12 protein-coding genes are annotated in these 12,281 nt (G+C 75.6%); 7 read left to right on the forward strand and 5 right to left on the reverse strand.

Annotated elements, in window-relative coordinates:
* The first annotated feature begins 140 nt into the window (after window positions 1–140).
* The 3 genes from crtI (at window position 141) to ACQP10_RS15965 (ending at window position 3,658) form a co-directional block, all read left to right on the forward strand.
* Window positions 141–1,610 carry a phytoene desaturase family protein gene (crtI, locus tag ACQP10_RS15955; protein WP_433541628.1) on the forward strand — a complete coding sequence of 490 codons (1,470 nt, stop codon included), beginning with the start codon at window positions 141–143 and terminating at the stop codon, window positions 1,608–1,610.
* Window positions 1,607–2,506 (forward strand): phytoene/squalene synthase family protein, encoded by a 900-nt coding sequence (locus tag ACQP10_RS15960; RefSeq protein ID WP_179817768.1) that lies wholly within the window; start codon window positions 1,607–1,609, stop codon window positions 2,504–2,506. The genes crtI and ACQP10_RS15960 overlap by 4 nt, the downstream gene beginning before the upstream one ends.
* 165 nt (window positions 2,507–2,671) lie before the next feature.
* Complete coding sequence (locus ACQP10_RS15965; RefSeq protein ID WP_433541629.1) at window positions 2,672–3,658, forward strand: phosphate acyltransferase; 987 nt, start codon at window positions 2,672–2,674, stop codon at window positions 3,656–3,658.
* A gap of 23 nt (window positions 3,659–3,681) precedes the next feature.
* On the opposite strand, the gene ACQP10_RS15970 is transcribed toward ACQP10_RS15965, so the two are convergent.
* Window positions 3,682–4,491 (reverse strand): spheroidene monooxygenase, encoded by an 810-nt coding sequence (locus ACQP10_RS15970; RefSeq protein WP_433541630.1) that lies wholly within the window; start codon window positions 4,489–4,491, stop codon window positions 3,682–3,684.
* A 31-nt stretch (window positions 4,492–4,522) separates the two neighbouring features.
* Here ACQP10_RS15970 and ACQP10_RS15975 point away from each other — a divergent pair, with 31 nt between their 5' ends.
* On the forward strand, window positions 4,523–5,155 hold the full coding sequence (locus tag ACQP10_RS15975) for a glycerol-3-phosphate acyltransferase (RefSeq protein WP_433541631.1): 633 nt from the start codon (window positions 4,523–4,525) through the stop codon (window positions 5,153–5,155).
* Here the strand turns inward: ACQP10_RS15975 and ACQP10_RS15980 are convergent.
* The 4 genes from ACQP10_RS15980 to ACQP10_RS15995 form a co-directional block, all read right to left on the reverse strand.
* Window positions 5,097–6,230, reverse strand: coding sequence for a glycosyltransferase (locus tag ACQP10_RS15980; RefSeq protein ID WP_399500339.1), 1,134 nt, complete (start codon window positions 6,228–6,230; stop codon window positions 5,097–5,099). The two genes, ACQP10_RS15975 and ACQP10_RS15980, sit on opposite strands and share 59 nt — an antisense overlap.
* 154 nt (window positions 6,231–6,384) lie before the next feature.
* Window positions 6,385–7,881 carry a phytoene desaturase family protein gene (locus ACQP10_RS15985; protein WP_399500338.1) on the reverse strand — a complete coding sequence of 499 codons (1,497 nt, stop codon included), beginning with the start codon at window positions 7,879–7,881 and terminating at the stop codon, window positions 6,385–6,387.
* Window positions 7,882–8,051: 170 nt separating this feature from the next.
* Window positions 8,052–8,951, reverse strand: a complete 900-nt coding sequence (locus ACQP10_RS15990) for a carotenoid biosynthesis protein (RefSeq protein WP_389995681.1) — start codon at window positions 8,949–8,951, stop codon at window positions 8,052–8,054.
* 135 nt (window positions 8,952–9,086) lie between these two features.
* Window positions 9,087–10,220 carry an FAD-dependent oxidoreductase gene (locus tag ACQP10_RS15995; protein ID WP_389995684.1) on the reverse strand — a complete coding sequence of 378 codons (1,134 nt, stop codon included), beginning with the start codon at window positions 10,218–10,220 and terminating at the stop codon, window positions 9,087–9,089.
* A gap of 230 nt (window positions 10,221–10,450) precedes the next feature.
* Here ACQP10_RS15995 and ACQP10_RS16000 point away from each other — a divergent pair, with 230 nt between their 5' ends.
* The 3 genes from ACQP10_RS16000 to ACQP10_RS16010 all read left to right on the forward strand — a co-directional run bounded on the left by ACQP10_RS16000 (window position 10,451) and on the right by ACQP10_RS16010 (window position 12,265).
* A complete protein-coding gene (locus ACQP10_RS16000) occupies window positions 10,451–11,065 on the forward strand; it encodes a TetR/AcrR family transcriptional regulator (RefSeq protein WP_346023424.1) in 615 nt (204 codons plus the stop codon).
* A 208-nt stretch (window positions 11,066–11,273) separates the two neighbouring features.
* Complete coding sequence (locus ACQP10_RS16005; RefSeq protein WP_346023425.1) at window positions 11,274–11,663, forward strand: ArsR/SmtB family transcription factor; 390 nt, start codon at window positions 11,274–11,276, stop codon at window positions 11,661–11,663.
* Window positions 11,660–12,265, forward strand: a complete 606-nt coding sequence (locus ACQP10_RS16010) for an SRPBCC family protein (RefSeq protein ID WP_346023426.1) — start codon at window positions 11,660–11,662, stop codon at window positions 12,263–12,265. Before ACQP10_RS16005 ends, ACQP10_RS16010 begins: the two co-directional genes overlap by 4 nt.
* Window positions 12,266–12,281: the final 16 nt, after the last annotated feature.

Raw genomic sequence — 12,281 nt, forward strand, 5'->3', positions numbered from 1 at the left:
ACGGACGACCCCGTCCCCCCGGTGAGGCGGTCGCCGGCCCTCACGGCGACCGGGAGCCGGCCCGGCGGACGGAACCCGGGCTCCCGGCCCCGCGTCCCACGACGCTCGGCGGGCCCGGCCGTGACGACCGGGGGCGCCCGATGAGCGGGACCGGCGGAATCGTGGTGATCGGCGCCGGGCTCGGCGGTCTCGCCGCGGCGATGCGGCTGGCCGGCGCCGGGCGTGACGTCACGGTCGTCGAGGCCCGCGACGTGCCGGGCGGCTGCTGCGGGACCGCGAGCCTGGACGGCTACCGCTTCGACACCGGGCCGTCGGTGCTGACCATGCCGGAGGTGCTGGCCGACGCCTTCGCCGCGGCCGGGGAGGACATGGAGAGCCGCCTGCCGCTGCGCAGGCTGGACCCGTACTACCGGATGCGCTACCACGACGGCACCCACCTCGACGTGGTCCCCGGCGAGGACGCCATGATCGAGCAGGTCCGCGCGCTGTGCGGGGCGGCGGAGGCCGACCGCTACCGGCGGTTCCGCGCCCGGCTCGGTGAGCTGTTCGCCGCCGAGTGGCCCGCCTTCATCGACCGTGACATGACCCGGCTGCGTCACCTCGTCCGGCCGCTGGTCCTGGCCCGGCTGGCCGCGCTCGGCGGCTTCCGGCGGCTCGACGGCCTGGTGCGCGCCCACCTCACCGACGACCGCCTCGTCAGGGCGCACACCTTCCAGGCCCTCTACGTCGGGCTGTCCCCGCAGCGGGCCCTCGGCATCTACGCGGTCATCGCCCACATGGACACCGTCGGCGGCGTCTTCTTCCCCCGGCACGGCGGCATGCACGCCATCCCGCAGGCCATGGCGGCCGCCGCGGAGAAGGCCGGCGCCCGGATCAGGTACGGCACGCGGGCGCTGAAGCTGGAGACCGGCCCGCACGGCGTCTCGGCAGTCCTGCTCGACACCGGCGAGCGCCTCCCCGCCCGGCACATCGTGGTCGCCTGCGACCTGCCCGGCGCCCACGACGGCCTGCTGCCGAAGGCGGCGGGCGACTGGCGGCTGCGCCGTCCCCGCCACTCGCCCTCCTGCGTCGTGCTGCACGTCGGCCTCGACCGGCGGCTGGACGGCCAGGCCCACCACACCCTGCACTTCGGCCGGGAGTGGCGCTCGACCTTCTCCGCCCTCGCCGCCGGACGGCCGCAACCCGACCCCAGCCTGCTGGTCACCTACCCCGCGACCGACACCGCCGCCGCGCCCGCCGGCCACGCCACGCTGACCGTGCTGGAACCCGCCCCCAACCTGCACGGCGGAGCCGACTGGGACCGCCTCGCCCCGAAGCTGGAGGACCGCCTGCTGGCCAGGATGGCCGACCTCGGCTACGGCGACCTGACCGGCCGCCCCCGCCTCCGCTTCGACCCGCCCGCCTGGGCGCGGCTCGGCCACTCGGCCGGCACCCCCTTCGCCCTGGACCACCGTTTCTCCCAGACCGCCTGGTTCCGTCCGGCCGGCGCCGCAAGGCGGGTTCCCGGCCTGCACTTCGCCGGCATGCACACCGCGCCGGGCGTCGGAGTGCCGCCGGTGCTGATCTCCGGCCGGCTGGCCGCCGAACGCATCCTGGAGAGCCCCCGATGACCCTCACCCGCAGCTACGAGCTGTGCCGCAGGCTCAACGCGCGGCACGGCCGCTCCTACTACCTGGCGACCCTGCTGCTGCCCGCCTGGAAACGCCCCCACGTCCACGCCCTGTACGGCTTCGCCCGCTACGCCGACGAGATCGTCGACTCGTTCACCATGACCGGCGACCGGGCCGCCGCGCTGGACACCCTCACCGACCGGACCGCCGCCGCGCTGGCCGGCGAGCCGGCGGACGACCCGGTGCTGCCGGCGTTCGCCCAGACCGTCCGCTCGTTCGGCGTCGACCACGCCGACGTCCACGCCTTCCTGCGGTCGATGCGGGCCGACCTGACCGTCACCCGCTACGCCACCTACGCCGACCTGCTCGACTACATGGAGGGCTCGGCCGCGGTCATCGGCACGATGATGCTGCCCGTCCTGGAGGCCCTGCCCGGCGCCGCCGAGAAGGCCCGCGAGCCCGCCCGCCAGCTCGGCCTGGCCTTCCAGCTCACCAACTTCCTGCGCGACGTCGCCGAGGACATCGCCCGCGGCCGGGTCTACCTGCCGCTGGAGGACCTCGACAGGTTCGGCGTGTCCGTCGACGACCTGCGGCGGCCCGCCCCCACCCCCGCCCTGCGTGAACTGCTGGCCTTCGAGGCGGGGCGGGCGCACGCCCACTACCGCCTCGCGCTGGAGGGGATCGACCTGCTCATCCCCTCGTCACGGCCGTGCATCCGCGCGGCCTACGAGCTGTACGGCGGCATCCTCGACCGGATCGAGGCCGCCGGCCACGACGTGCTGCGCACCCGCGTGGCCGTGCCCCGCCGCCGCAGGGTGGCGATCTTCACCCGGCACCTGCTCGCGGCGTCCGCCGCGGACCGGGCCGAACGCCGGGTCACCGTACGGGCACCCTGAACCGGGGCGCCCCGGGCCGGGCGGCCGCCCCCGAACCGGGTGAGCACCCCGAGCCGGGTGACCACCCCGACCCGGGTGGCGCCGGTGGAGCGGGTCCGCCCCGGACCCGGCGCCACCGCCCGCCGAGCCGGACACCGACATCACACCCTCGCGGAGGAGAACGCGATGCCCCAGCCTGTTGCCGTCGACGCCATGGGCGGAGACCACGGACCGGCCGAGACGGTCGGCGGGGCCGTCCCGGCCACGCGCGAGCCCGGCGGCCCCGTCGTGCTCGTCGGCCGCGCCGGGGAGATCCGCCGCGAGCTGGCACGCCACGGCGCCGTCGGCGAGGTCGGCGTGGTGCACGCCGAGGACGTCGTCCCCATGGCCGAGCGGGGCGCCGGAGCCGTCAGCACCGCCGCCTCCGCGATCTCCGCCACCTCCAGCCTCGGTGTCGCCTGCCAGCTCGTACGGCAGGGCACGGTCTCGGCGCTGGTGTCGGCCGGCTCCACCGGCGCGGTCGTCTCGTGCGCCATCCGGGGCATCGGCCGCGCCCCGAACGTGCTGCGCCCGGCCCTGGCGATCGCCCTGCCCACGACGGCCGGCGCGACCGTGCTGATCGACGCCGGGGCGACCTCCGATCCCACCCCCGAGATGGTCGCCCAGTTCGCGCTGCTCGGCGCCTCCTACGCCCGGCTCGTGCTCGGCGTGGCCGACCCGTCCGTGGGCCTGCTGTCGATCGGCTCCGAGCCGGGCAAGGGCAACCGGCTGACCCGGCGGGCGGGGGAGCTGCTGCCGGCCCTGCCGCTGCGCTTCCACGGCAACGTCGAGGGCCACGACGTGCTGGCCGGGACGACCGACGTGGTCGTCACCGACGGCTTCACCGGCAACGTCGTGCTCAAGAACGTCGAGGGCTCCGTCCGCGCCACGCTCTCCCTGGTGGCGCGGACCGGTGCCGCGACGCCCGAGGCGCTGCGCGAGGTGGCCCGCCGCTACGACCCCGAGACCCACGGCGGTGCCGCGCTGCTCGGCCTCACCGGCACCGTCGTGGTCGCGCACGGCGCGTCCCGGGCGGCCACGATCGCCCGGGCCTGCGCCGTCGCGCGCGACCTCGCCGACGGCGGCGTCACCGACCGCGTCGGCGACCACCTGGCGGTGGAGCCGGTCATTTGACCGGCTCCACCGGCCGCCTCAGGTCAGAGGCGGCCGGGGCCGCCGTGCCCGGCCAGGGGATCGACGCCGTTCCAGGCGCCCTCGCTGCCGTACGGGGCGAACCGGGCGAACAGCTCCTCCGAGTACCAGCTCTCGGCCCGCGTCCGCCCGATGACCCGCCGGTGCGCCGCCCCCCGGTAGGCGAAGTCGCGCACCGCGTCCGCGTCCCGCCACAGGGAGAACGTCGCCTGGCGGGCCAGCGGCCACTCGCCGACGCCGACCGAGGCCAGGCACCCCTCCTGCTCCGCCAGCAGGCGGTCCACCCGGGGGACCGACCGGTAGAACGCCACCAGCCGGGAGGGCCGGATCGCCGCCCGGGTCAGCACCGCGACCGGCCCGCTCCGGGGCCCGGAGGCGCCCGCGTCCGGTCCCGGGCACCCGGCGTCCGCCCGGCCGGTTCCGTCCGGTGCCGGTTCCGGATGTCCGGCGTCCGCCCGGCCGGTTTCGTCCGGTGCCGGTCTCGGGTGCCCGCCGTCCCGGCGGTCCGACGCCGCCCCGGGCGGGAGGCCGAACGGGTCGGCACCGCCCCACCGGCCGCGCGACGACAGCGGCCGGAGCCGTACCCGCCACGACTCCAGCGCCTCCGCGCGCCAGCGCGCCGTCACCGGCGAGCCGGCCAGGAAGCCGTCCAGGGCCGCCTCCTCCCGCCAGACCGCCAGCAGCGCCCAGCGGCGCAGGTCGGCGCCCAGGCTCATCGACGCGCCCCGGCCCGTCCCCAGCAGCCGCCAGAACACCAGCCCGGGGGTGCGCCCCAGCACCGGCCGGTCGAACGCCATGTGCTTCATGGCGCCCATGTCCGCATATCTCGTGAGATGGAAAGAAGCGATGACTCCTCTGCCCGGCCTGCCCGGCGCGCTCGCGGTGCTCGTCTCGGTCATCGGCGGCTACCTTCTCGGCTCGGTGCCGGTCGCGGTGCTCGTCGCCCGGGCGCACGGCCTCGACCCCCGGGAGGCGGGCGACCGGAACCCCGGCTTCTGGAACGTCATGGAACTGCTGGGCCGGCGGGCGGCGGTGCCGGTCTTCGCCGGTGACATGCTCAAAGGCGCCCTCGCCGGACTGCTCGCCCTGGCCGTCACCGGAGGGCGGCTCACCTGGCCCGGCGGGGTGACCGCCGCCGGCGCCGTCCCGGTGTACCTGGCGGTGGCCGCCGCGATGGCCGGCCACGCCTGGCCGGTCTTCGCCGGGTTCCGGGGCGGCCGGTCCGTCCTCACCTTCGCGGGCGGCTTCGCGGTGATCTGCCCGCCCGCGTTCCTGCTCGGCGTCGCGGCCCTGGTCGTGACGACGCTGGTCACCCGGTCCTTCGCCGCCGGCGCGCGGGTCGGCGTGTTCGGCCTGCCGGTGCTGCAGCTCCTGCTCGCCCCGGCCGGGTACGTGGCGGCCACCGGGGCGCTGATGTGCCTCATCGGTCTGCGCTTCGGGCAGGCGTCCCGGGCCGGACGGACGTCCCGGCCGTCGTGACCCCGGCCGAGTCCGGGTAGACGCGGCCACGCCAGTGGCGCACCGGCCGCAGCGTCGCCTGCGTCAGCCGCAGCGCCGCCAGCGGGTCCAGCAGCGGAGACAGCGGTACGCCCGGCCCCGGCCGGACGTAGCTGCCGCGCAGCGCCCCGGTCAGCAGCAGCCGTACGGCCAGCAGCCCCGCGTCCAGCCCGGTCGGCCGCCCGGCCGCCAGCCGCAGCACCGGCAACGCGGCGGTCAGCCACACCACGGCCAGGTCGGCGGCCCGCCGCCCGGGAGAAGTGACGTCGCGCAGCGGCAGCGACCGCCCCCACTCCCGCCACACCTCGGCCGCCGAGGAGTGCATGTCCACCTCGAGCAGGCCCCCGGCCTCCAGGAACCCCACCGACCAGCCGCCGGCCGCCAGCTCCCGGGCCAGCGCCACGTCGTCGGTCATGTGCCCGCGCACCCGGGCGAACCCGTCCGCCGCCAGCATCGCCGTACGACGGAAGGCCATGCACTGGCCGTTGGCCATCACGCGGCGCGGCGGCGGGGGAGTGGACGGGCCGATGGGACCGAGCCGGTAGACCAGCGTCGCCAGGAACGACGCGTGCAGCGCCTGCTCGGCCACCCCGTCGCAGACGAACTTCGGGCCCACGCTCACCAGGTCGTAGCGGTCCAGCGCGGCCGACAGCGCGCCGAACAGCCCCGGCTTCGGCCGGGCGTCGGCGTCGAGGGTCACCACGACGTCCCCCGAGGCCGCCCGGACGCCCTGCCGCAACGCCCACTGCTTGCCCACCCAGCCCGCGGGCAGCGGCTCACCCGCGACGACCCTCGCCCCCAGCCCGGCGGCCAGCCGTGCCGTGCCGTCGGCCGACTCGTCGTCGACGACGATCACCTCCGCCACGGCCGGGTCGGCCAGCACCGCCGCCAGACACGGGCCGATGCGGTGCTCCTCGTCGCGGGCGGGGATCACCACCGAGACCCGCCCGGCGGCGCCGGCGACGGGCGCCAGCGGGGGCAGCCGGTCACGTCCCCGCGCCAGCCGCACCGCCACGACCACCGCGGCCGCGGCCTGCGCCGCGGTGAGGAGCCTCATCCGATGGCTCCCTTCGATACGGCGGTCCCCGGTGCGGTCGTTCCCGGGACGACTCCCGGCACGGTCTCCAACGCGGTTCCCGGCACGGCGACCGTCAACGTGACCCCCGATATGACTTCCGGCATCCCTTCCGACGTGACCTCCGGTGTGGCGCTCAATACGGGAAGTCCTCCTCCACCAGCGAGGCGACGATGCGCCCGCCCATCGCCACCAGGGGCAATCCGCCGCCCGGGTGCACTGAGCCGCCGACCAGGTACAGGCCGCGCCGCGGCCCCCGGTTGCCGGGGCGGCGGAAGGTGGACAGCCGCCCGGAGTAGGCGCCGCCGTAGATCGACCCGCCCCAGGAGCCGTAGCGTTCCCGCAGGTCGGCCGGGGTGAACAGGTCCACGAACCGCAGCCGTCCGGACAGGTCGTGTCCCCGGGCGGCCAGCCGCTCCAGCACCAGGTCCCGGTACGCCTCCGGCGTCATCGGCCACCGGCCCGGGTCGCGGGCCGGGACGTTGACCAGCATCGTCCAGTTCTCCGTGCCCTCCGGCGCCTGTGTCGGATCGTGCACCGCCGAGCAGCCGATGTAGACGGTCGGGTCGGCGGGCGGCACCCGCCGGTCGAAGATGTCGCCGAACTCCCGCTCGTAGTCGGCCGAGAAGACGACGGAGTGGTGCGCCAGCCCCTCGGTCCGGCCCTCCACCCCCGCCAGCAGCAGGAACGCCGACGACGACGTGCCCAGCCGGGCGATGCGCCGCAGCCGCCGCCGGTCCGGCATCAGCCGTCCGTACAGCGCCGCCGCGTCGGTGTTGGCCACCACCACGTCGGCGCGGTCCCGTTCCCCGGAGGCGAGCCGTACACCCGTGACCCGCGTGCCGTCGTCCAGCACGTCGAGCACCTCGGCGCCGAGACGGACCTCCACGCCCGCCTTGTCCAGCAGCGCGGCCAGCGCGTCGGCGATGCGAGGCAGGCCGCCCGGCACGTACCAGCCGCCCTCGCCGTGCTCGATCCCCGGGATGCAGGCCAGCGCCGCCGGGGCCCGGTAGGGGCTGGAGCCCGCGTAGGTCGCGTAGCGGCCGACGTACTGACGCATCCGGGGGTCGGCGAAGAACCGCCGGGCCAGCCCGGCCACCGTACGGCCCGGCGCGACCGCCGTCAGGTCCGACAGGCGGGCCCCGCCGGACGGCGGCCGGGCCGGCGGCCAGGAGGGGAGGAGGGGGCCGGCGAAGAACGCCCGCCGGGCCGCCGCGAAGCAGTCCCGCGCCCAGTCGTGGAAGGCCAGCCAGTTGCGGCCCTCACCCGGGGCCAGCCGGTCCACCTCCGCCGCCATCCGGCCCGGGTCGCGCCGGGCCGACAGCGTCGAGCCGTCGGCGAAGCGGTAGCGGCACAGCTCGTCCAGCTCCACCAGGTCCAGTTCCAGGCCGAGGCCGGTGAACACCTCGGGCAGCGTCAGCAGGGACGGGCCGATCGAGAAGGTGAAGCCGTCCCGGACGTGCTCGGCCAGCTTGCCGCCCAGCCGGTCACGCCGCTCGTACAGCCGCACCCGGTACCCGCGCCGGGCCAGCAGCAGCGCCGACACCATGCCGCCCACCCCGCCGCCGACCACGACCACCTCGGCCGCCCGCTCCGCCGTTCCCGCCACCCCGTCCTCCCTTTCCACACTCACCGCCGCCTCCGCCGCCCCGGCCGCCCGTTCCGCCGTTCCGGCCGTCCTTTCCACACTCACCGCCGCCTCCGCCGCCCTTCCGCTCTCTCCGCCGCTCCGCTTCCGGGTCCCGTCCTCTTCACGGGCTTTCCCGGGGTCCCCGTTCTCTTCGCGGGCCGGGCCCCGGGGCGTCACGCCGGTCCCGCCCGGCGCCCGCGCCACCACGCCAGTACGGCGAACACGCCCATGCACGCCCCTCCCGCCGCCGCCACCAGCCGGTCCGGCGGGTCGAACACCGCCGCGAACCCGACGGTCTCCATGAACGCCATCACCGCGTAGACGGACCGCAGCCCGGCGCTCCGCGCCGCCGGGTCGGCCACGATGACGTCGATCAGCACCATGACCAGCGCCGACACCAGCAGCCAGCCGGCGAAGTTGCTCAGCGGGACACCCCGGTACGGCCCGCCGTCGTGCCACACCCACAGGCCCAGCCGGAGCATCTGCGGGTCGAGGAACAGGTCCCAGGCGGTCAGCGCCGCCGCACCCGTGGCGACCCGCGCGGCCCTGCCGTACGCCGTCGCCGCCGGGAAGACGGCCGCGGCCGTCGCGTGGGCCGCCAGCCCCATGCCGCCCCAGGCCAGGGCCACGATCACCGGCACCGAGCCGAGCTGCGGCCGCAACACGCCGGTGTAGTGGTAGGGGCCGAACGGCAGGCCGGTCCGGATTCCGATCCACTCCGCGGCGTAGCCGCTGAGAACCGCCGCGGCGAACGCCGCGACCGCCCTCGGGAAGGTGTGGGCCCGCGCCGCGAAGACCACCGCGCCCGCCGCCAGCAGGATCACCACCACGCTGGTCAGCAGGATCGGCCGCGGCTGCAGCCCAGACGCGACCTGGGCCGCGACCATCGCCAGGAGCAGGGCGCCGCCGAGCAGGCCGAGCACCCGCGGGCCGCCGGCGACCGGTGATCCCTCCCGCGCGGCGGGCCTCCCGGCTCTTCCGGCGGGCCTTCCGGCGGGCCGCATCCCCTCCGTCGCGTCCCCCGCCGCGCCGAGACCGGATCTTCCCCTGTCCACCTGTTGGCTGTGCCCCATGCAAGGTCATTCGAGCGGCGGCCCAGGGTCAGATTCACTTCCGGGATCGGAAAATCGTCCCCGCCGGGGCCGGTACGGGCCGGACCCGCGCGAGCGCCGCCGCCCTGCCCTGACCACCTTGGCGATGAGGGACGGTCAGTGGTCGTCGGCGGTGGCGAAGTCGGGTAGCTCGGCGGACAGCAGCCCGTCGGCGGCGCCGTCGAGGAGCCGGGCCGTCTCCGTGGAGCGGGGAAGCATGGTCTTCTCGTAGGCGTGGACGGCTTCGCCGACGGTGTCGTGGCGGGCGATGGCGAGGGCGAGTTCGCAGGCGTCCAGCATGGCGAGGTTGACGCCGACGCCGAGCGGGGGCATGAGGTGGGCGGCGTCGCCGAGCAGGGTCACCGTGGGGTCGTGCTCCCAGACGTGCGGGACGGGCAGGGCGAAGATCGGGCGGTCGACGTAGGGGCCGTCGTTGTCGGTGATCAGCCGGCGCAGGCGGGGCGACCAGTCGCGGTAGCGCTCCAGGAGGAGGGCGCGGATGCCGTCGGTGGCCTGTGGGGTGAGACCGCCGGCGGTGATCCAGTCGGCCGGGACGCGCTGGATGATGTAGACGCGGATGTGGTCGCCGCCGTTGCGCTGGGCGAACAGGCCGCGGTCGCCGTCGGCCGCGGCGGCGCTGCCCTGGCCGACGAGCTCGGCGATGTCGGGGTGCCGGGTCGTGACGTCGTGGAACCAGGCTTCCAGGAAACTCACGCCGCTGTAGTGGGGGGTGGCCTGGGAGACGGCGCGGCGGACCTCGGACCAGGCGCCGTCGGCGCCGATGACGAGGTCGGCTTCGATGGTGGCGCCGCCCGCGAAGTGCAGCCGCCGGGGGCCTTCGGCGGGGCCGCCGACGGTCCGCAGGGTGTGGCCCCAGCGCACGGTGCCGGGCTGAAGCGAGCCGAGCAGCAGGTCGCGCAGCCGGCCGCGGTCGATCTCCGGTTTGAACCGCTCGTCCTGCTCGGGGACGTGGTGGAAGAGGATCGTGCCGTCCGGGTCCATCTGGCGCATCTCCTGGCCCTCGGGCCGGGCCAGTCGGAAGAACTCCTCCAGGAGACCGGCTTCGCGTAGGGCGATCTGGCCGTTGTCGGCGTGCAGGTCGAGGGAGCCGCCCTGGTCGCGGGCGGCGGGGCCGGCGTCGCGGTCGTAGACGGCGGCGGTGATGCCGTGCCGCTGGAGGATACGGGCGCAGGTCAGGCCGCCGGGGCCGGCTCCGATGATGGCGATGCGGGGTGCCGGGGTGGTGTTCATGGTGGTGCTCCGTTCGTTCCGTTCGTTCCATGAGGCAGTGCAGTGACCGCCGTGACCGCCGTGCTGAAGGGGCGCCTGGACCAGGGGGTCGGCGGGGCCTCGCCGAGAGGGCGAGAGGAAAGGGCGGCCGGGCGTCGCCTCGGAACCGCTTCCCCAGAAAAGCACACCAACTCAATAAGTGCAACAACTCAACTTTTGAAGTCGGTCAACCGAGAAGGTAGGGTGCCGGTATGCCCAGCACCACGACCGCCACCTCCCCTGCGCCGGTGGGGCGCCGCGAACGCAAGAAGGCCGCCACCCGCCGGGCCATCGCCGACGCCGCGCTGCGCCTGTTCCTGGAGCGCGGATACGACGAGGTCGGCATTCGCGAGATCGCGGACGCCGCCGACGTGTCCACCACCACGCTGTTCAAGCACTTCCCGGTCAAGGAGGCCCTCGTCTTCGACGAGGACGCAGACCAGGAGGCCCGCCTGCTCGCCGCCGTCCGCGAGCGGCCCGAGGGCCGGTCCATCCCCGCCGCGCTGCGCGAGCACGCCCTGACCACCCGGCTGGCCGCCGCCGACGGCGACGCCGGCTTCGCCGCCTTCGCCGAGCTGGTGGCCGGTACTCCCGCGCTGCGCGACTATGCCCAGAACATGTGGCTGCGTCACACCGCCGTACTCGCCCGGGCCATCGCCGAGGAGAGCGGCCTCGCCGCGGGCGACCCCGTCTGCGCCGCCCTGGCCCACTTCGCCCTCGAAGCCCCCCGCGCGGCCTACGCCTGCGACGATCCCCGCGAGGCCATCACCCGGGCCTTCGACCTCCTGGAACACGGCTGGAGCGCGCTCACCCAGACCAAGGCGTGAGCAGGCGCCTCGCCGCGGAACGGCGCGTGTCCGGGCGGGCAGGCTCTCGCGGGTTGCCGGCCGCTACCCGCCCGCCGAGTCCGGCGGCCCGGTCGTCGATCATGTCGAGCCGGGTCACGCCGCCCCGGCGCCCACGGCGCTCCGGGTTCGGTCGAGGAAACAAAGCATACGTCTTGACTTATATAAGTGTTGGCTGAATCATTGTCGCGTGCACGCATTCGACGTCCTCGGGGACCCGGTCCGGCGCCGGATCCTGGAGCTGCTGGCCGACGGTGAGCTGAGCTCCGGCGAGGTGACCGCCGTGATCAGAGACGAGTACGGGATCTCCCAGCCGGCGGTCTCCCAGCATCTGCGGGTCCTGCGCGACAACGGCTTCGCCAGGGTGCGGGCCGAGGGCACCAGGCGGCTGTACGCCGTCGAAGCGGCGCCGCTGCGGGAGGTCGACATGTGGCTGGACCGCTTCCGCCGGTTCTGGGAGCAGCGTCTCGACGCGCTGGCGACCGAGCTGGCCCGCGGCAGGCGCGAGCGCCGCATCGCCGACGGCCCCGGTCCCGGACCCGGCCCCGAGGAAGACCCCGGACACGAGGAGAACCGATGAAGGACATCGTCAACGAGATCGGCCTCGCCCACCGGGAGGTGGGAGCGGACGGCGAGACCAGGACCGTCCTGATCCGGCGCCGCTACCACGCCGAGGTCAAGGACGTCTGGGACGCCATCACCACCGCCGACCGCATCGCCCGCTGGTTCTCCCCGGTCACCGGCGACCTGCGGGAAGGCGGCCATTACCAGATCCAGGGCAACGCCGGCGGCGAGATCCTCACCTGCGAGCCGCCCCGCCACCTGAAGCTCACCTGGGTCTTCGGCGGCGGGACCTCCGAGGTCGAGGTACGGCTGGCCGAGGACGGCGACGCCACGCTGCTGGAGCTGTGCCACACCGCCGCCGTCCCGCCGGAGATGTGGGACGAGTACGGCCCCGGAGCCGTCGGCCTCGGCTGGGACCTGGCGCTGCTGGGCCTGGTCCTGCACCTGCGGACGGGCAGGTCGGTCTCGGACCCCGACGGCTTCGGCCGTACCCCAGAGGGCGCGGACTTCATCGCGGCCAGCGGCCGTGCCTGGGGCGAGGCCCACCGCGCCGCCGGGGCCACCGAGGAACAGGCCACCGCGGCGGCCGAGCGGACCATCGCCTTCTACACCCCCTGAACCGCTTTCCCCACCC

It is taken from the genome of Streptosporangium sandarakinum, from assembly GCF_050942225.1.
In the GTDB taxonomy this organism is placed as follows: domain Bacteria; phylum Actinomycetota; class Actinomycetes; order Streptosporangiales; family Streptosporangiaceae; genus Streptosporangium; species Streptosporangium nondiastaticum.

What these genes read in the sequence shown, in the direction of transcription:
- crtI (WP_433541628.1), top strand. Translation starts at nt 141, where the DNA reads ATGAGCGGGACCGGCGGAATCGTGGTGATCGGCGCCGGGCTCGGCGGT.
- ACQP10_RS15960 (WP_179817768.1), top strand. Translation starts at nt 1,607, where the DNA reads ATGACCCTCACCCGCAGCTACGAGCTGTGCCGCAGGCTCAACGCGCGG.
- ACQP10_RS15965 (WP_433541629.1), top strand. Translation starts at nt 2,672, where the DNA reads ATGCCCCAGCCTGTTGCCGTCGACGCCATGGGCGGAGACCACGGACCG.
- ACQP10_RS15970 (WP_433541630.1), bottom strand. Translation starts at nt 4,491, where the DNA reads ATGGGCGCCATGAAGCACATGGCGTTCGACCGGCCGGTGCTGGGGCGC.
- ACQP10_RS15975 (WP_433541631.1), top strand. Translation starts at nt 4,523, where the DNA reads ATGACTCCTCTGCCCGGCCTGCCCGGCGCGCTCGCGGTGCTCGTCTCG.
- ACQP10_RS15980 (WP_399500339.1), bottom strand. Translation starts at nt 6,230, where the DNA reads ATGAGGCTCCTCACCGCGGCGCAGGCCGCGGCCGCGGTGGTCGTGGCG.
- ACQP10_RS15990 (WP_389995681.1), bottom strand. Translation starts at nt 8,951, where the DNA reads ATGGGGCACAGCCAACAGGTGGACAGGGGAAGATCCGGTCTCGGCGCG.
- ACQP10_RS15995 (WP_389995684.1), bottom strand. Translation starts at nt 10,220, where the DNA reads ATGAACACCACCCCGGCACCCCGCATCGCCATCATCGGAGCCGGCCCC.
- ACQP10_RS16000 (WP_346023424.1), top strand. Translation starts at nt 10,451, where the DNA reads ATGCCCAGCACCACGACCGCCACCTCCCCTGCGCCGGTGGGGCGCCGC.
- ACQP10_RS16010 (WP_346023426.1), top strand. Translation starts at nt 11,660, where the DNA reads ATGAAGGACATCGTCAACGAGATCGGCCTCGCCCACCGGGAGGTGGGA.